The sequence below is a fragment of the Anaerovibrio lipolyticus LB2005 genome (assembly GCF_000621545.1).
Lineage (GTDB): Bacteria > Bacillota > Negativicutes > Selenomonadales > Selenomonadaceae > Anaerovibrio > Anaerovibrio lipolyticus_A.
In genome coordinates this window covers 1-17,348 of record NZ_JHYA01000001.1, presented here as the reverse complement: position 1 = coordinate 17,348, position 17,348 = coordinate 1, and the positions used below count along the sequence as shown (strand labels likewise).

18 protein-coding genes are annotated in these 17,348 nt (G+C 39.7%); 16 read left to right on the top strand and 2 right to left on the bottom strand.

Translation table 11 applies throughout. The annotated features are described in order from the left end of the window. Positions 1–15: 15 nt before the first annotated feature. Genes T355_RS0100095 through T355_RS0100075 form a run of 5 tightly spaced genes read left to right on the top strand, consistent with a single transcriptional unit; the run spans position 16 to position 4,546 of the window. Positions 16–1,734, top strand: coding sequence for a hypothetical protein (locus T355_RS0100095; RefSeq protein WP_027395964.1), 1,719 nt, complete (start codon positions 16–18; stop codon positions 1,732–1,734). A gap of 15 nt (positions 1,735–1,749) precedes the next feature. Continuing rightward, positions 1,750–1,962, top strand: coding sequence for a hypothetical protein (locus T355_RS0100090; protein WP_037329599.1), 213 nt, complete (start codon positions 1,750–1,752; stop codon positions 1,960–1,962). Between the two features lie 2 nt (positions 1,963–1,964). Continuing rightward, entirely contained in the window at positions 1,965–2,423 is a 459-nt protein-coding gene (locus tag T355_RS0100085) for a hypothetical protein (protein ID WP_027395962.1), read from the top strand. Between the two features lie 4 nt (positions 2,424–2,427). Further along, a complete protein-coding gene (locus T355_RS0100080) occupies positions 2,428–4,002 on the top strand; it encodes an AAA family ATPase (protein ID WP_027395961.1) in 1,575 nt (524 codons plus the stop codon). A 52-nt stretch (positions 4,003–4,054) separates the two neighbouring features. Beyond that, positions 4,055–4,546, top strand: a complete 492-nt coding sequence (locus T355_RS0100075; RefSeq protein ID WP_027395960.1) for a hypothetical protein — start codon at positions 4,055–4,057, stop codon at positions 4,544–4,546. A gap of 341 nt (positions 4,547–4,887) precedes the next feature. On the opposite strand, the gene T355_RS0100070 is transcribed toward T355_RS0100075, so the two are convergent. Beyond that, positions 4,888–5,643, bottom strand: a complete 756-nt coding sequence (locus T355_RS0100070; protein ID WP_027395959.1) for a hypothetical protein — start codon at positions 5,641–5,643, stop codon at positions 4,888–4,890. An 884-nt stretch (positions 5,644–6,527) separates the two neighbouring features. Here T355_RS0100070 and T355_RS0100060 point away from each other — a divergent pair. Genes T355_RS0100060 through T355_RS0100045 form a run of 4 tightly spaced genes read left to right on the top strand, consistent with a single transcriptional unit; the run spans position 6,528 to position 10,279 of the window. Then, on the top strand, positions 6,528–6,761 hold the full coding sequence (locus T355_RS0100060) for an SHOCT domain-containing protein (RefSeq protein ID WP_037329597.1): 234 nt from the start codon (positions 6,528–6,530) through the stop codon (positions 6,759–6,761). Positions 6,762–6,792: 31 nt separating this feature from the next. Beyond that, a complete protein-coding gene (locus tag T355_RS0100055; protein WP_027395956.1) occupies positions 6,793–8,310 on the top strand; it encodes a recombinase family protein in 1,518 nt (505 codons plus the stop codon). Beyond that, on the top strand, positions 8,307–8,720 hold the full coding sequence (locus tag T355_RS0100050; protein WP_027395955.1) for a hypothetical protein: 414 nt from the start codon (positions 8,307–8,309) through the stop codon (positions 8,718–8,720). The genes T355_RS0100055 and T355_RS0100050 overlap by 4 nt, the downstream gene beginning before the upstream one ends. Further along, entirely contained in the window at positions 8,720–10,279 is a 1,560-nt protein-coding gene (locus tag T355_RS0100045) for a recombinase family protein (protein ID WP_027395954.1), read from the top strand. The genes T355_RS0100050 and T355_RS0100045 overlap by 1 nt, the downstream gene beginning before the upstream one ends. Positions 10,280–10,368: 89 nt before the next feature. Here the strand turns inward: T355_RS0100045 and T355_RS0100040 are convergent, their stop codons facing one another. Continuing rightward, positions 10,369–10,689 carry a helix-turn-helix domain-containing protein gene (locus tag T355_RS0100040; RefSeq protein ID WP_027395953.1) on the bottom strand — a complete coding sequence of 107 codons (321 nt, stop codon included), beginning with the start codon at positions 10,687–10,689 and terminating at the stop codon, positions 10,369–10,371. Positions 10,690–10,932: 243 nt separating this feature from the next. Between T355_RS0100040 and T355_RS0100035 the strand changes: the two genes are divergently transcribed. The 7 genes from T355_RS0100035 to T355_RS0100005 all read left to right on the top strand — a co-directional run bounded on the left by T355_RS0100035 (position 10,933) and on the right by T355_RS0100005 (position 17,264). After that, positions 10,933–11,886: an AAA family ATPase gene (locus tag T355_RS0100035; RefSeq protein WP_027395952.1), complete on the top strand. Its 954-nt coding sequence runs from the start codon at positions 10,933–10,935 to the stop codon at positions 11,884–11,886. A gap of 21 nt (positions 11,887–11,907) precedes the next feature. Beyond that, complete coding sequence (locus T355_RS0100030; RefSeq protein WP_027395951.1) at positions 11,908–12,390, top strand: recombinase family protein; 483 nt, start codon at positions 11,908–11,910, stop codon at positions 12,388–12,390. Positions 12,391–12,404: 14 nt separating this feature from the next. Next, the gene (locus T355_RS14535; protein ID WP_197019533.1) at positions 12,405–14,255 is read left to right on the top strand and encodes a recombinase family protein; all 1,851 of its coding nucleotides are present in this window, start codon (positions 12,405–12,407) and stop codon (positions 14,253–14,255) included. An 18-nt stretch (positions 14,256–14,273) separates the two neighbouring features. Then, on the top strand, positions 14,274–14,993 hold the full coding sequence (locus T355_RS0100020; RefSeq protein ID WP_027395950.1) for a hypothetical protein: 720 nt from the start codon (positions 14,274–14,276) through the stop codon (positions 14,991–14,993). Beyond that, on the top strand, positions 14,993–15,364 hold the full coding sequence (locus tag T355_RS0100015; RefSeq protein ID WP_027395949.1) for a hypothetical protein: 372 nt from the start codon (positions 14,993–14,995) through the stop codon (positions 15,362–15,364). The genes T355_RS0100020 and T355_RS0100015 overlap by 1 nt, the downstream gene beginning before the upstream one ends. Before the next feature lie 103 nt (positions 15,365–15,467). Further along, complete coding sequence (locus T355_RS0100010; RefSeq protein ID WP_027395948.1) at positions 15,468–16,079, top strand: hypothetical protein; 612 nt, start codon at positions 15,468–15,470, stop codon at positions 16,077–16,079. 3 nt (positions 16,080–16,082) lie between these two features. Continuing rightward, positions 16,083–17,264 (top strand): hypothetical protein, encoded by a 1,182-nt coding sequence (locus T355_RS0100005; RefSeq protein WP_027395947.1) that lies wholly within the window; start codon positions 16,083–16,085, stop codon positions 17,262–17,264. The last annotated feature ends 84 nt before the right edge of the window (positions 17,265–17,348 follow it).

Sequence of the window (17,348 nt, the reverse complement as noted above, 5' to 3'; positions counted from 1 at the left end):
CAAGGGGGGATGGTCGTGAGTGAACGGATAATTCAGGAAGCTGATCTTAGCACAATTGAAGATAATTTGCTGGACATCAGCAGGGATTTGGAACGTATTAATGATGACATTGGTCGCTTGGATGAACGCATGCGCGATGTAGATGATACCCTTGATACTTTAAAAAACGACCTGCAACAGTTTATTCAGTATCAGCATTTGGCTAATAATCTGCAACGGGCAAAGACTGACCTTATAGAAGTTCGGCAGACACTGGAACGTCAATTTGGGCATTACGAGCTTGTTCGTCGTACGGCCACTGGTATTTTACAGGCGGACGATTTGGGAATTGTAAGAAAGGAAACAATAAGCACCGCTACTGAGGAATTGATGCTTTCTACACCAGGATATTGGCTTGCTCCTTGTCTTGTTGCTTTGGCGGCCTGGATCAGCGATCAGCCGGAACTGGCGGAAAGAGCACTGAAGGAAGGAATCAGGAGAAGCGACACAAAGACGTCCTTATTTTTCCTGTTGGTATGCCGTAGGGCTGCACGTAAAAGAGCAAGTATTCAATGGTTGCAACGTTATTTGGCAAATCAGGATGCAGCAGCTCTTGAGCGCACAGCTGTTATAATACTTGATGCTTATGCCAACGGCTTGTTCGGGGCGGACACGGAGGGACTTGTTGCCAGACAAATGAACGAATGGTTGGCATATTTATCTGAAAGAACAGGTTTTGTTGAACAGCAGACAAGACAGTGGTCCAATGCAATCATTGCAAAACGTACGCCAATCGACACGTCTTCCTACCAATATGTTAGACGCTATACGGCATTGTGGCCTGTCATGGCAGATATTTTGGAAGGAGCTAGTTTGCACGAAAAAATTCTGAAATATTTTTCTCAGATTTTTGCCCAGCCCTCTACAAGCATGAAACTTGAGCAACAACTGGATAGTATATTGAAAAGTCTTGTGACAGATTATGATGAAGAAGAATTACCGCTCCGCAGGCAGGAACAGCTGGATATGTTGATTGTAAAATTCAATGGTGATGAGGACCGTGCAAATAGAAATATGACTTTGGAAAAATCAGCGTTTGAATCCCGCAAGGATTTTACCCAGCTTTTGACTGATGCTGCTATGAATGCCGCAAGTTCACATGCCAGCCCATCAACCCAAAAACTTGCCATAGCTTTGTCGAGGGATTGGATTTACAATGCCTATACAGATATTGTTGCGAAAAACCGGATGAAAATACCTCATGAGATTCCTTTTACAATTGATAACTTCCAAGGGACAACCGTCGACGGGACTAATGAGGCTGAATTATTAGCGAAATACCAAGGGGAAGTAGATGCCGAAAAAGAACAGGCACTTGCGCCTCATGTGCTCACACTATTTGACAAATTTTGTCTTTACGGCGGTGGTGCGCTCATTGTTGTCGGCCTGATAATGGCCCAAACCGGGAAATTGGGAGTTGTGGTAGTATTGGCTGGATTCGGATGTATCTTAAAGCATTTTTCACGCAAGAAAGAACTGGAAAAAGTGCGTGCGGACATTGAGGAACAATTTGCCAAAAAAGTGAAAACTGGCAGCCAAATGATTAGAGCTGTTTTGGCGGAGGTCGTCGACTTCCGTGCGGATTTTTCCAATAGGGATTCGGAGAGCCAAAAGGTATTGGATTTTCTGGAACAGATTAAGCCGGAGCAATATGTTAAGAGACTTGCTGGGGCAAAGCGCACTATTCGGGTATAAGGAGGAGAGGAAATTATGGATGCCAAGATGAGGGCTGATTTCATCAACGGGGTAGCCGACACCTCTGAAAAAAAGAAGCCAGGGTATGCCACTGTTGATCCACAGGCATTTGCATCTGACGAGGCAGACAGTTCAGAAATCAACGAAGAGGCAAAGGGCGCATTTGCCCAGGGCTTGCCTTCATGGGATTTGGTTCCGCCGCAAATGCCGGTAAGGAGGAAGCGATAGACATGATACCAGCGCCACGCCAATATTCTGAATGGGTAACAGTGATTGAGCTCTTTAAGGGCGGGGAAAACGATACAGATGTACTGGAGGCAATGCAACATGGAGAATTGGAATGGCAATCGGGTGTTGCAGAACGATTTTCCAAGAGATTGATTGATGCGGTGAATCATCGGATGAATGAGGCTACTGACAAATTTCAAAAGGACATGGGGAGAACAATGGGGAGTGAGTCATCCATTGTACGCGCCATTTTGGCTGTAAGAAAGGAAATGCGTTTTCTTTCTGCGGCTCTCGATTTGCCAGTATTGCCAGCAGAGCATCGAGAAAAACTGCAGGAGCTGGTTCAAGAACAGGCGGATAAGATGCAACATTCATTGGAGGATTCCGCCAAACGGGATCGTAGCGGAAAGTTGCTGAGCATAGTGCGTAACAATAAGGTAAATTCCTTGAAAGGGGTGTAGTTTTGTGAGTGATATCAATAAAAGCAAGGAACTGTTAAAAAGATATTCTATCGCCAGAATACCTTTTATTGCAATTCATACCATAGAACATGGGCGAACACTGGATATCCTCAAGAATACGGCCGAGGAACTGCAGCTGTCATTTTTAGTACACACATCCTCTAGGGGAATTTATGATATCACTACTGACAAGGTCGTCAATGAAGACAAATCCTTCTATGGTGCCATAGATTATATAACGGAGCAGATGCAGCGCAGACAATATTTGACCATTGTGTTGACTGAGGTTCCGGATATAAGTACTGAAAACAGCGAATCAAAGCAATTACTGGCATTGGTAAATCTGGCTAATGAAACAGGTGGGGTCGTGATTGTTATGACCCACAATGCTGTATGGAATCATTTGCAGCGGCAAGGGATGATTGTAAAAATCGGTTTGCCTACAGAGGATGAAATGTATTCCATTATTAAGGAGTATATTGACGATTATCGCAGTGAAATCCAAATAGAATGGGACAATAATGATATTCGGGAAGCAGCCTCTGCGTTGGCAGGAGTAAGCAAAATCGAGGCAGAAAACGTAATTGCGGCACTGATTGCAAACAAACGTATTTTAAAATCTGATATGGATGAAATTAGGTATGCAAAAAATCGCTTATTTTCCGATATATCCGGGCTGGAAAAAATCGATGTGGATGACAGTTTGAAAGATGTGGGCGGATTGCAAGGGCTCCAGAGCTGGTTGGATGAGAAGAAGGAATTGATGAAGCCTGAAAAAAGAGATATGTTGCGTGCCAAGGGTCTGTTACCACCAAGAGGCATATTGCTGGTGGGGGTTCCAGGGTGCGGAAAATCGTTATCTGCAAAATCCATATCTGCTAATTGGAGACTTCCTCTTTATCGATTGGATTTTGCTACAGTACAGGGAAGCTATGTGGGCCAGTCAGAACAGCAGCTTAAGGATGCTCTGACTACTGCGGAGAATGTATCTCCTTGTATTTTGTGGATTGATGAAATTGAAAAAGGTCTGTCTGGGGCCACTGGCGGTGCCGGAGACGGCGGCGTATCCACAAGAATGGTAGGGCAGTTCCTGTTCTGGCTTCAGGAATGTAAAAAGCAAGTGTTTGTGGTTGCAACGGCGAATGACGTTTCTATGCTTCCATCGGAGCTTTTGCGGCGTGGTCGTTTTGACGAGCTGTTCTTTGTTGATCTTCCTACAGTTGATGAGCGCAGGGAAATATTGGCTCTCTATATGAAAAAATACTTGGACATGGACTTTAGCGGGGAGTTTGCAGATAAAATTGTTCAAATCAGTGATGGCTTCACTGGTGCTGATTTAGAGTCCACTGTACGCGATTTGGCATATAGGACAATTGCAAATGAGAATTTTACACTGACCTCGGAGAATATAATTACAGCATTTAATAATGTAATTCCATTGTCCCAGACCAGCCCAGAAAAAATTGAGGCAATTCGCGAGTGGGGAAAAGAGCGTGCTGTGCCAGCTTCCGGCAAACCTATTGGCGGGGAGAAAATTGCCCAGCAAAGTGGACCAAAGACTCGCAAGGTGCTTTTATGATTGAAAAAGACTTTTGTAAACGGCCGAATAAAAAAACATCGGAGGGATTGATATGCCGAGGCCTATGTTGCGTGTCCAAGAAAAGAACAAGTCAGAGACTAATTTGAATCAAATGCTGCAACCTAATACACAACGTATTCAAAGTGAGGCGGAAAAGATTCGCTTGGATCGCTTGCTCCGCAAAAAACGTAGCAAGCAATATATTGAGGCCATCCATGAGCTTGATGCGGGTGGGCATGTAATGAACCAGAGTAAAGTTGATGAGATTATCAATAAAATCAGTCTGGAATTCCCGGAACTGGAAATGTCGGGGATTTTGCTTGGGTATGTTTCCAAATGCTATTTAGGAAAGCCTTATGAAGTACATACTTTGGACATAATAGGCGGAATTATTGAGCACTATAAAGCGGGACAGCCACTTCCCGATGGATTGGAGAAGGCCAGAGGAATAGCTCTTCATGGGGGATATGCATTTATTGAAGTATATTCGGATTGTTGTCGCGCAGTCAGTGAAGATGGGACAGTTGCAGTAATTCCTTCTTGATTTTTCCTTGCCCGATTCCTAAGATGTGCCAAAAGAAGGGGAAATACTAGTAATAATGATGTATGGTATAGGAGAGATTGGATTTTACGTCCCACAGAATAATCTCTGATTTCCGGTACCCCATATTCACATCACTGATAAATCAACTTAATTACCATATAAAAATGCCAAATCCCCCGAAAGCAACGATGCTGTTTCCGGGGGATTTTTTTATGATAAGGGCATTTTATCGGAAGTCTGTTACTATGCCCAGCAGTTGTTCTCAACTAGCCATAAAGCAACTCTCTCCCTATGATATCTATGAAAATAATTAGTGTTCACGTGCTCCTACACCAGTTTTTCTATAGAAATTGCAGGAGCTTATTCTTCACACAAATTTCATATCCCATTTTCTTCTCGCCAACCTTATCAAAATTGACAACAATAGTTCCTACTTCCGTACCTGTAATAACTCCTGTTCCAAAAGATTTATGACTGACCTTCTTCCCAACAATATCTGCTGGTATGATCACCGGCGGTTTAGGTTGTGGTTTTAGAGGAACAGGCTGAACAAAAGCAATCTTACCTCCGTTCTTCTTCTTATCAGCAAGATACTTACTATATCGAGTCTCTACGTCTTTGCCTCTATTCTTGAAATCCTCCATATCCTCAAATACGAACATTGGAGGTTTCTTTACGTCGTTATCGGGAACTGGTCTAATAGGAAACATCCATACTTTTCTTGGATTACCATCTTCCCCTGTCTGGATCTCATTATATGGCTTATCTACAAGTTTTACTCTTCCACAATAAATGTATTCACCTTCATCGATAACCTCAAAAAGGTGTACATCAACACCATTATGATCACATCTAGCAAGTGTGGCATTTTGACCATAATTAATATCCTGATCTCCGTTTTTCCCCATTCCTGTATAGTGCAGCACTCCACCGATCCACTTATCGTGATAAATGCCCTTCGTATAATCAGATACTAGCACCAAAGTATTAGTCGTTTTTGACCGACGCATACCGCTCTGATTGCTACACTTAAACTTCTCGACAATATCAGCATTATTCAATACATCTCCTATGTTTAAACCAGGATCAAAAGCCATACGATCACCTCGCCTTTCTATATTGCTTTATACAATTCTACATTAAATCCTAAAAACCTTTATTAACTTAAAACTAAATATCTGCTACAATATACATATCACCTGAACCGGAACAGGCTATTAAGCAGTCTTGGCGCCTGGGAACTACCTCTCTGCTTAATCGGCATCACTACCAGGAGTGATGGGCGGCAGCTGGCCTTGCCGCTTTTGGTGCTACAATTAGGTAATGTAAATGGGACTCTGAGGCCAAGCAGAGTAAGGGCTCAGAACAAATGATACAAAGTTGTCGTGTATTAAAATAGCCATCGTTGCAATGATGCTTCGATGGCTTCTTTTTATACTAAATCGTATATGTCGATTATTGGGGAAGTTTTCCGCATTTCAGGGGTGATTAGAACTTCAGCATGGGTAAGAAGGTGGTCCTTAGTTTTTGTTCTCACATATATGGCAGAATTTTCATTTAGGAGAGTATCAATCTTGTCAAATACTGCTTCTACGCTGTCTATCCCTGTAAATATGCGCTTGATGTTATTGTTGAATGAATCATAGCATGTGTAAAATACTCGATTAGCTTCATCGTTGAATATGTATAGCAGGTCGGAAATTAGTCCTTTGGGTGCGCTGGATTTACTATTTTGCCTTGAGCATATGTCGTATTTATCGCGTACCATATCTACAATTTTGGTATGGGTTAATAACTCGTTTTTGGTCTCTACTGGTTTTAGATAGGTATACATAAAAAATCCTTTGTGAATATTGAGTAAACAATAGCAAGTATACTCCTTATAGTGGGATAAAGCAAATATCCGGGTTTTAAACCCGGTAATTTTTTATGCTCAAAAATGGAATGAACCTCCAGTGATAATCAGGAGGTGTTTTTGATTATGGATGAGAACACAGCTTGTACTCATATTGAAGCTATACCGTTTACCGAGGATGAATTTTATATAGAGGTTGGTTGGCTCTTGGCTTCAAAGCTCACTAAAGGACTGCTAGATAAAGGCCTAATTTCAGTTCCACAGTATAAGGAAATAACTGAGTTAAATAAAGACTCCTTTCCTATAATTTCAGTGGACTTGTTGCCTAAATCACTTGATACAACTGATTTACAGAGGTAATATCTCATGCTGATGAAGGGAGGTGGTTCCAATGCCTACAATAAAAATTATTGATAAAAGACCTGAGAATAAACTGAAGGTTGCTGCATACTGTAGAGTTTCTACCTCAGACGCTGATCAGTTGGCCAGCCTGGATAACCAAAAGAAGCACTATGAGGAGTACATTAGGGCACACCCGGAATGGTCCTTTGTAGGAGTGTATTCTGATGATGGTATCAGCGGACGCTCCATAAACAGACGTGATGGTTTTAAGCAGTTGGTTAGTGATGCCATAGCAGGAAAGATAGATTTTATCCTCACAAAGTCAATCAGCAGATTTGCCAGAAATACATTGGATTGTCTTGAAACAGTCAGGACACTTGCTGTAAAAGGCATATATGTAAAATTTGAGCAGGATAATATCAATACAAAGGATATGGATGCAGAGCTCTATATGTCAGTTGTAAGTGCATTGGCTGAAAATGAATCAAAGTCGTTATCAGAGAATATAAAGTGGGGAATTCAGAAACGATTCCAGGATGGAACTTACAAGATGGTTTCACCGCCTTACGGCTACATATATGAAGAAGGTGTCATTAAATTGGATAATGAAAAGGCGGAAATAGTGAAGAAAATCTTTACATGTGGACTTGATGGACTGGGAGGTTATGCCATTGCAAAAAAGTTAAATGAGCTTTCAATACCATCCCCAAGAGGAAAAAAGTGGGACGCATCCACAGTAAAAAGGATACAGAACAACATTTTTTATACTGGAAATATAATCTTCCAGTCCACCTATATTGGCAGTGACGGGAAACGCCACAAGAACAAAAATAATGTGGATGCATATTACTGTGAGAAGCATCACGATGCAATTATTTCCCAGGAAGTATTTGATAGACTGCAGAAACTCGCCGAACTGCGGGAAGAGGCAAAAGAAGCCCCTACCAAGTATAAGAAAAGATATGCTTTTTCCGGCAAAGTATGTTGCGGAGAATGTAATAGTGTACTCAGACATAAAATCCAGCATACTGGAGACATTAAGTATCCGTTGCTGGCCTGCCCGGAGCACATAAGGGATAAATCAAAGTGCTCTATGAAGGCAATAAAAGAGGCAGCCTTGAAGGACGCATTCTGTACCATGGTAAATAAGCTGATATGTATCAAGAACAGGGTTTTAAAAACAATGCTTAGTGACTTGAGTAACACTGAGATTCCGCACTGCGAGAACAATGAATCTGAACTGGATAGACTGAATTCCCAAGAGGCGTTACTTCTTGAGATGCAGGCAAAACATAATCTCAGCAGTTCGGTAATATTACCAGAGCTGATAAAAATAAGTAAAGCCAGGGATAAGATTCGCGTGGGTGAAAACATTAGAAGTAAAGTGGACCGTAAAACAGCACTTAGGGAACTTATCGGCATATGTGATAAGAAAGGTGTACAGAAAGAGTTTTCAGATAACATTTTTACAGCAATAGTAGACAGGGTAGTTGTGCTATCCAAAAAGGAAATCATATTTGAGCTGAAATGCGGACTAAGATTAAGGGAAAGGCTGGTGAGAGCATGATTTCACACATACCATTTGGTTACTGCATCAAAAATGGGGAACTGGTAATAGATCCGGTTGATGGCCCCAAGGTCATAAGAATGTATGAGCTTTATCTTCAAGGATATGGATTGCACTGTGTCGGAGAAGCTGTTGGCATTAGCTCATGGCATTGCAGTATTGGCAGGATTCTCACAAACAGGGCCTATATTGGCGAAGGTATATATCCTAGACTTATTTCTGATGAGGTGTTTGCCAAGGCCCAACAGGAAAAATATGTGAGGGCTGCCAGATTGGGGCGGCTTAATAAGAAGCATAAGGTTAGGGAAACATGCATAGGGATTGATTTTGTATTAGAGTCAACAGAATGCGATATAGAAGATCCTTTCCGAAGGGTAGAATATCTATATAGCCAAATTAAAGAGGTGTAATGATGGCAAGAATAACAACAATACCAGCAACAAGGCCATTGCATGGGGATATTCCACCAATAGCCTTTAAAGAAATGCCAAAGAAAAGAGTGGCTGCATACTGCCGTGTATCAACGGATTCTGAGGAACAGGCAACAAGCTACGATGAGCAGGTCAGATATTACACAGACCTCATTAACAAAGAGCCCCAGTGGGAGCTGGCAGGTATATTTACGGATGATGGTATTTCAGGTACAAATACCAAAAAGCGTGAAGGGTTCAATAAGATGATAGAATCCTGCATGTCAGGCAATATTGACCTCATCATCACAAAATCCATCAGCCGATTTGCCAGAAACACCGTTGATTGCCTAAAGTACATTAGAATGCTCAAAGAAAAAGGGGTGGAGATAAGGTTTGAGAAAGAAAATATCCGTACCTTTGATAGCCAGGGAGAAATCATGATAACCATCATGGCTTCCTTGGCACAGCAGGAGAGTGAGTCTTTAAGCAAAAATGTAAAAATGGGGCTGAAGTTCCGCTATCAAAGAGGTAAGATTTCCATTAACCATAATTGGTTCCTTGGTTATACCAAAGATGAGGAAGGGAACCTTGTTGTAGATCCTGAACAGGCAGAGATTGTAAAACGGATTTATAGGGAATATCTGGACGGAAGTAGCATGGACCAGATAAAGGCTGGCCTTGAACGGGATGGTATAAAGAATGGGGCTGGAAGAAAAAAGTGGGGAACTTCCAATATTCGTCAGATTCTTACCAATGAAAAGTATGTGGGGGATGCCATGCTCCAAAAGACAATAACAGTTGATGTGCTGAATAAGACCAGAATACCTAATGATGGTCGGGAAGTGCAGTATTATATTGAGGACCATCACGAGCCAATTATCAGCAGAGCTGTTTTTTCAAGGGTTCAGGAAGAGATACAGCGACGTGCTGAAATGAAAAAAATGAAACGATCGTATAGTGCAAAGCACGGACTTTCCAATGTATGTAAGTGTGGAAATTGCGGAGCTGTAATGAACCGAGTTCATTGGTACATCGGTGGGAAAAAGATTATGTGGCGTTGCCGCAATAGAATGGATAACGGTGTAGACGTATGCGACCTTAAAAGTATTGATAATAGAATCGTAGAGGACGCAGTGGTTAAGGCAATAAATAGCCTTATTGAAAAAAGACAGGACATTATGGAATCGGTTAAGGCAAATATCTTGAAGGTAGTAGGTACCAAGGGAAACAGTTTGACAGGCACCCTGGACCTGCGAATCAAAGATTTGGAGCAGCAGGTCGTGGATGCAGTAAAGAGCGGTAATGCTTGTGGTGCTTTATTGGAGAAAATTGATAATCTGAAAGAAGAGCGTAGCAGGATGATTAAAACGGATGTGGACTGTAAGCAGGAAGGGGAGCTGCTTTCTTGGATCAGGGATTTTCTTGATAGCCAATCTGATGGAATTAAGGAATATGATGACAGTTTAACAAGAAAACTTATTAGAGACATTATTATTTATGAAGACAAGATAGAGATTGTTTTTAAACATGGGCAAATGGTAGAAATTGAAATTTAGGATTTTATCCTATAAGAAAGCCTGCGTAGACCAGAGCGAGCACCCTGATGCGGGTGCTGCTGTAGCCTACGCAGGTCTCTTTTTTTATATTACTTTATTGTGTAGCCATGTAGTACAGTTTTGATTTCTTGAAGAATCTTTATTAAAATCTCTTTTTCTGCATAGCTACAATCCTCAAATAGAGAAAAATAATTGGTGTGTTCGTGTGTTAACTCATCAGCAAATAATTCATCTAATGAGATATTAAGGGCATTTGCCATTTTGATAGCTAGTTGCAGGGATAATGATTTTTGATCAGATTCCAACTTGTAAATAAAGTTTTTATTTACATCGACTTTCTCAGCAAGCGCTTCCTGGCTTAGATTGTTTTCTTTGCGATATTGCCTGATTTTATTGCCTATATCTTTCATATAAACCTCCAGTTATAGAGCCCTGCATAGGCATTGGTATATTAACTCTACGCAATGAAATAATCAACTAAGGATGAAAAGACTGCAATATTTTCTCTCCCCACGTTTTATGCATTCTTAGTGAAAAAAAGGCAAAAAATAATACCACAGGGGAGATTTTTTTCAGAAAAATCTAACCAGTGGGTAGACGACATTCTGCAATATTGCAGATATAATTTTTTACGGAAGGAAGTGATAGATAGTATGGACGAAACTGAATATACGCTCTATAGCGAAGTAAAAAGTCAACCTGTAGAATGGCTATGGTATCCATATATCCCCTATGGGAAAATCACTCTTCTTCAAGGTGATCCGGGTGATGGAAAGTCAACAATGATTGTGAACTTAATATCAACATTATCTACCAGTGGATATATGCCATCCGGAAATAAGCTGCCGTTTCCGGTAAAAACAATATATCAGTGTTCAGAAGATGGCATTGAGGATACAATAAAGCCTCGTCTGGAACGATATGGAGCGGATTGTAGAAAAGTCGCATTTATTTCTGAGCAGGAGTCCCCATTAAAAATTAGTGATGATAGATTACGACAGGCAGTGGAATCATTTGGAGCAAGACTGGTAGTTATAGATCCTATTCAAGCCTATATCGGTGACGATGCCTCTATGTTTAACGTAGGGAGCATTAGGCAAGTGATGAAATCTATTAACAATTGGGCTAATAAACAAAAATGTGCCGTAATACTTGTGGGGCATATGACGAAGAAGGAACATGCCAAAGATTTGTACCGAAGCATGGGGAGCATAGATTTTATTGCTTCAGCAAGAAGTGTTTTATACGTTAGTAAACACAAAAGTCTAAAGAATATAAGATGTGTACAGCATGTTAAAAGCAGTTTGGCGCCATTAGGCAAAACAATAGGATTTGAAATTGGCTCATCCCACGGTTTTAAATGGGTGGGGCAGATTAATGATGATGGAGAAATACGAGAATTATATGAAAAAAAGAAAAAGAAAATATCAAAGAGGGATGATGTAGCAAAGAACCTTATTCAACTTCTTAGAAAAGGACCTATAAAAGCCAGTGAGGTTGCATCATTTTTTTCGGAAAAAGGTATTGGTATGCGAACAGTGAATGAAGTAAAGAGCCTTTTGGGCATTGAATCATATAGGGCTAATAATCAATGGTATTGGAAATAATCGCTGGTGGAGAGGGTATAATTGTCAAAACTGAGAGCTGCCGGATATGTTAAGCTGGCTAAACTATGGGAAAAATCCAAAGATAAGGTAATTGAGGTAACTAGCAGATATTTTGTAGAGCGTTATGCCAATGACGAGAATATAAGCGTACAGGGGATTTACATTGACATAACCGGCAATAAGAACATATATAGACGGCCTGAAATGGTCCATTTACTGCGCGACTGCAGCATGGGCCAGATAGACGTTATATGTGTTCAAACAAGGGCATATCTTGCTGCCAATACTGAGGAACTGTTCTTTTTGTTAAATTACTTGTTTGAGCTCGAGTATAGAGTTGATATCAAAACAGATGATAATGACAGGAGAATTGATACATTACTCAATTCGGAAAATCAACGCACTTTACTGCGTAATACTGCTGTTCAGTACGTCAATATAAAAAAGGATGAATATAAAACATGGCTTGGCAAGTTGGAAAAGGCCATGGATAAAATTAAATGATAGCGGGTGTATATATGTCTGAGGATAAAACAAATACTAATTGGCAGGAACGCCATGTGGGGCAGGAACAACGTAAGACTGATATCCGGAACAGGATACAGGAAGCTGGTCGAAATTACGAAGAGGCACGCAAGAATTTCAGACCTGCAAAGCCGGCCCCTAGTATTGATGATGATGAACCCAAAAGAGTAGCAGTTTACGCAAGAGTAAGTACATCAAGTGAGGAACAGGTTTCTTCAATAGAAAACCAGACTCTGTACTATGAAAAAAAGATAGCAGAAAATCCGAACTGGAAATTACAGAATATCTATAGTGATGAGGGGAAATCCGGGACCTCTATACGGCATAGGGACGCATTTAGGCAGATGCTTACAGATGCAAAAAATCAGGAGATGGACATGATAATCTGTGCCAGCGTATCAAGGTTTGCCAGAAACATATCTGATTGCCTTGACCAGGTGGCTAGATTAAAGTCATTTAATCCATCCCATCCCGTTGGAGTGTACTTTGAAACTGAAAATATATATACCCTTAATCCGGATGGTGATCAGGCACTGGGAATACATGCCCTGCTTGCAGATTGGGAGTCAGCCAATAAAAGCAGACGCATGATTTTGTCTTATGATCAAAGAATTATGACAGGACAATATCCCGTGGCAGATTTGTTGGGGTATCGGCATACAAAAGATGGCAAGCTGAACATAGAGCCGGAGGAAGCAAAAACTGTAAAATTCATATTCCTTGCTTATGTCTTGGGCATGGGTTCATCAGCTATTGCAGAGTTCCTTACCCAAAAGAACCGGCCTACCTTACAGGGGAAAACAACATGGAATTCCAATATGGTAAGAGCGGTATTGTTTAATGAGCGAAGATGGGGAGACCTGGAGGCCAGAAAAACTATTGTAACGGACTATAAACTTGGTATTAACAAAGCAAATGACGGAGAACGGTGCTCTGCTTACGTTGAAAATCATCATGAAGCTATTGTAAGTCCTGAAATAGCAAAAGCTGCCGCATTGGTTTGCAGCAGCATAGGTTCTACGAGAAATGGAGTTACAGATATCAAGATTATTCCTAAAGGAGCGTTGAAGGGCTTTATTTCCATTAATCCCTCATGGAAAGGGATTAACAGAGATGTCCTCAACTCTATATGTAAAGACGTATATGGCGTGGATGAATTAGATTCTGTTATGGAGAATAATGGTATAATAGCCGGATTTGAGCATAGCAAGGTTTCCAGAATAGATTTCCATGGTTATCAGGTTCCTTATGGCGCGGGCTTTATTACCTGCCGTACTCCAACTCTGACGATGAGCACTAAAAACATTAAGTTTAACAAGACTTGCCATGATAGGTTAGATAACTGCAAATACATAGAAATAGGATATAATCCGCTTTTACAGATGCTTATTGTCAGGGAAGGAGCGGAAAGTAGTAGTACATCAATAATATGGCAGCATGAGGATGGAAAAATAATCGGAACAATGGCTTCAAGGGTGTTTTCGTCTATTGTATATGAAAATATGGGATGGAAGAAATCATATAGTTTCAGGTTTCGTGGAATAACAAAGGAACGCAAGGGTAAGAAAATAATGTTCTTCTTTTTAGATGATCCATTGGTTATACCGGATACGAAAGACGTAACATCAGATAAAGGTGTTAAGTATATTGATATCTACGATGCTGAGGTTAGGTCTATAGGTGTAAGTATGAAAGACCGTGAAAAGCGTAGTAGAACACTATCAGATATAACTCGTGAAGATATAGAGGCAGAAGGAAATCAGGTAACAAATCCATTAATTGGGCAGTTACCTGATCGTAAGAAAATAGCTGAAGAATTGAATGCTCTTGTGGCTTCAATGTAATTGTGGGGGAGGAACAGAATGGATAAGCAAAATACAAAGAGTTTTCATATGAGCCAAAAGGAATATGAATTGCTGCAACAATTCGTTGAAGCCAGGATGGAGAATAATCAGGAATTATTGTATGAGGAACTAGAAGGGTATGAAGTGCCACCCAGAATTCAGTTCTCTATGGTAAATAAGCCCGCAATTACTCTCAAGACAGATAAATTTCATTTCAATGTAGCATGTTTGAGACTATTTGCTGGAATAAGCCAAGTGTTGCCTATTGTTCATCAAGGGAAAAAGAAAATAGGTGTTGTTCCTTGCAAGGAAGAGGAGGCTTCGTCTGTATGCTGGGGAAAGAAAAAAGATGATGGAAAGTTGGTAGTAAAAGATATCAGAAATGCTGAATTGATGAAAAAGGTCTTCGATTTTATGGACTGGAATGAGGAATGCAGATATAAGGTGATGGGGGAAATACGAATGTCTTCCAAGGGGTTGATGCTGGTTTTCGAGTTGGAAGATGCCTTGATGTATGTATCATCCGTGGAGGAAGTAATTGATGAAGAAACCGGAGAGATAAAAGAAAAGAAGAAATCTATCCAGTATTATCCAGACAAGTATAAGAAGCGCATTGGTTTATCTTACAGTGATTACTTGCAGGCCAGAGAAGCAAGTAAGTTTGAAGAATTTTCAGATTACAGTGACCAACCGATGGATAATAGTTTGTTCAATAATACAGCAGGAGATGATGCATAATGGTATTAAAGAATCCGTGTATTACAGTAATGGCACCGCATGAAATAATCTATGTCCACAGTAAGGTGATAGAATATCTTGGCAGTCCTGATTATGTATGCTTATTTCAGACCCCTAAAAGGGATAAAATTGCACTTGGTGCATGTAAAGACAAGCACCCTATGTCATTTCGTGTTATAAAGGGGCAGCACGGTTTAATGGCATTTATTTGTAGTAAGAAATATGTACATGATATAATGGCCTTGAACGGTTTATCCGATTCGAAGGATTATCGAATTGTGGGTAAAATGGAATCGAATCCGAGAATAGTATCATTCGTAATTAGTGAGGCCTGTGAAATAGACAAATATTTGGAATGTAGTAATGAATAGCTATTGAAAAACGCTTGGGCAAAAAAAGATTTTGCTTAGGCGTTTTTTGCGTTATTATATTAAATGGTATAGTTTTATTCAAACATATCGGGGGGAATAACTTATGGGATTGCTAGGGAATACATTTGCACAAGTTGCAAGGATGCATGGAATTGGTATTATTTCTGAGGATGAAAGATATGAGGCCCAAAGAAAAGGTGCTACTATAGCAAGTAAAATATACGAGCCTATTTTTGATGATTTAGTTTCTCATAATAAGATGCTTGAAAAAATAGTATCTGATGAGAAGAAGGACTACGAATCAAAGAAAAAACAAATTAAAATAATGTATGAAAAGTTAAATAATGAAATAGATGAACTAGAGAAAAGATATCGTGAAAAAAACGGAATGGTATTGGAAAATGGAAATATTTTCTCTGGTTCGTTAATAGCGAATGATATAAGTAAAGCGATAGCTAGGGAGTTGATACTGGGTCTGGGTCCAATACCAAAAGAGATTCTCCCGGATTATAAAGAAGCAATTCAATATGGTTTCAATAAAACAAAAGATATTTTTGAGAAAAAAATAAAATTAGAGCAAGAGAAAATAGATAAAGTTATAGCAAATCTTTTAGAGTTTAAAAAGACATCTGATGAATCTTTTGAGAAAGCGATGAAACTCATAACTAAACTAATGCAAAAGAAGAGCTATTACGAGAATATGCTTGCGAGGTAAGTCATGAATGATTTTGAAGAATTATTCAAGAATGCAGACAGACAAATAAATGATTTAGAACAACGAACACAAAAAAATACAAAAGAAATTATACGAGCTCATGATGTTGTGGTAAATACAAACAGCATTATGGCTGATTTAGATGATGAATTTAGCAAAAAGACATCACTAAATTTTTCTGATTTTGGTTTTTTGTTTTTTGCTACAGCACTTCAGCTTGCAAGAATCATTCTTATTAATAAATTAACAAAGATAGAAAAAGCTGGATCAGAGAACCAAATAGAAAAATGGCTACATGAAAAACAGAAGAATGTTTTGGGCGTTTTTGATGGATACGGAAATAATACGCCTTATTTTGCTTCTATGGATCATATTATAACAACAAAGGGTGTACCTTACGATGCCACGAAATATGCAAATGTGAATTATGGATTTTTTAAAGGAGCAAATCATAGATTTGCAACTTTGGGGCACGATCCACTAATTGGGCTTGTTATTGGTACATCAAACATTATTACTAATACAATTACATGTAGGTCTCACGAATTTTTTTCTTTACCAATTACATGTCATGTTGGATATGATGCTAATGGGAAAAACCCAGTAATTACCGATATCGGTTCCAGTTCTGTGATGTTGTCTAGGGTCGCAGATAGAATTTGTGACGATCCTAAGGTTTTGGCAGCTGCATTGATTAAGCAAATTATCCATATTGCGACTGATACATTTACTACGTGCGGAATTGAAATTCCTGGAGCAAATCTAATTCTAAGTAATAAACAAGCAGAGGAGCTAACAAAGTATATAAATTTTGGTGACATAATAAAAGCGACTACGTCTATGAAAATTCAGGCACTGATTAACGTGTTTATAAGTACGCTTCACATGTTAACATGTGATTCAGTAGCTGTTCGTGATAGAGAACTTCATAGTGTAAAGACCATGAAAATATTGGAGTATTCTAATGTCATTGCTACAGGAAGTCATACTATTTATAAATTAGTAGAGATGTACTTAACTAAAAATCCAAAAGCCTTACGTGAAATTGACTGGGGAGGTATGCTAGGTACCATCATGCTAATAATTTCAGATCAGGAAGTTAAGAGACGTATAAAAGAAGAATTTATATACGGTAGCTTTGAAAAAATGTTAATGGGTGAAGATACTCAACTATTGAGTGACTAGAAATAATTGCCATGTTCGTTGCAACTGAACTACGATGACAGGCAACTTTTCATCGTTTGAACTTCCTCGTCGCACGTTGAGAGC

Coding starts and splice junctions, on each gene's coding strand:
- T355_RS0100050 (WP_027395955.1), top strand. CDS start 8,307: ATGATTTCACACATACCATTTGGTTACTGCATCAAAAATGGGGAACTG.
- T355_RS0100075 (WP_027395960.1), top strand. CDS start 4,055: ATGCCGAGGCCTATGTTGCGTGTCCAAGAAAAGAACAAGTCAGAGACT.
- T355_RS0100020 (WP_027395950.1), top strand. CDS start 14,274: ATGGATAAGCAAAATACAAAGAGTTTTCATATGAGCCAAAAGGAATAT.
- T355_RS14535 (WP_197019533.1), top strand. CDS start 12,405: ATGTCTGAGGATAAAACAAATACTAATTGGCAGGAACGCCATGTGGGG.
- T355_RS0100055 (WP_027395956.1), top strand. CDS start 6,793: ATGCCTACAATAAAAATTATTGATAAAAGACCTGAGAATAAACTGAAG.
- T355_RS0100070 (WP_027395959.1), bottom strand. CDS start 5,643: ATGGCTTTTGATCCTGGTTTAAACATAGGAGATGTATTGAATAATGCT.
- T355_RS0100015 (WP_027395949.1), top strand. CDS start 14,993: ATGGTATTAAAGAATCCGTGTATTACAGTAATGGCACCGCATGAAATA.
- T355_RS0100045 (WP_027395954.1), top strand. CDS start 8,720: ATGATGGCAAGAATAACAACAATACCAGCAACAAGGCCATTGCATGGG.
- T355_RS0100035 (WP_027395952.1), top strand. CDS start 10,933: ATGGACGAAACTGAATATACGCTCTATAGCGAAGTAAAAAGTCAACCT.
- T355_RS0100010 (WP_027395948.1), top strand. CDS start 15,468: ATGGGATTGCTAGGGAATACATTTGCACAAGTTGCAAGGATGCATGGA.
- T355_RS0100040 (WP_027395953.1), bottom strand. CDS start 10,689: ATGAAAGATATAGGCAATAAAATCAGGCAATATCGCAAAGAAAACAAT.
- T355_RS0100085 (WP_027395962.1), top strand. CDS start 1,965: ATGATACCAGCGCCACGCCAATATTCTGAATGGGTAACAGTGATTGAG.
- T355_RS0100060 (WP_037329597.1), top strand. CDS start 6,528: ATGGATGAGAACACAGCTTGTACTCATATTGAAGCTATACCGTTTACC.
- T355_RS0100005 (WP_027395947.1), top strand. CDS start 16,083: ATGAATGATTTTGAAGAATTATTCAAGAATGCAGACAGACAAATAAAT.
- T355_RS0100090 (WP_037329599.1), top strand. CDS start 1,750: ATGGATGCCAAGATGAGGGCTGATTTCATCAACGGGGTAGCCGACACC.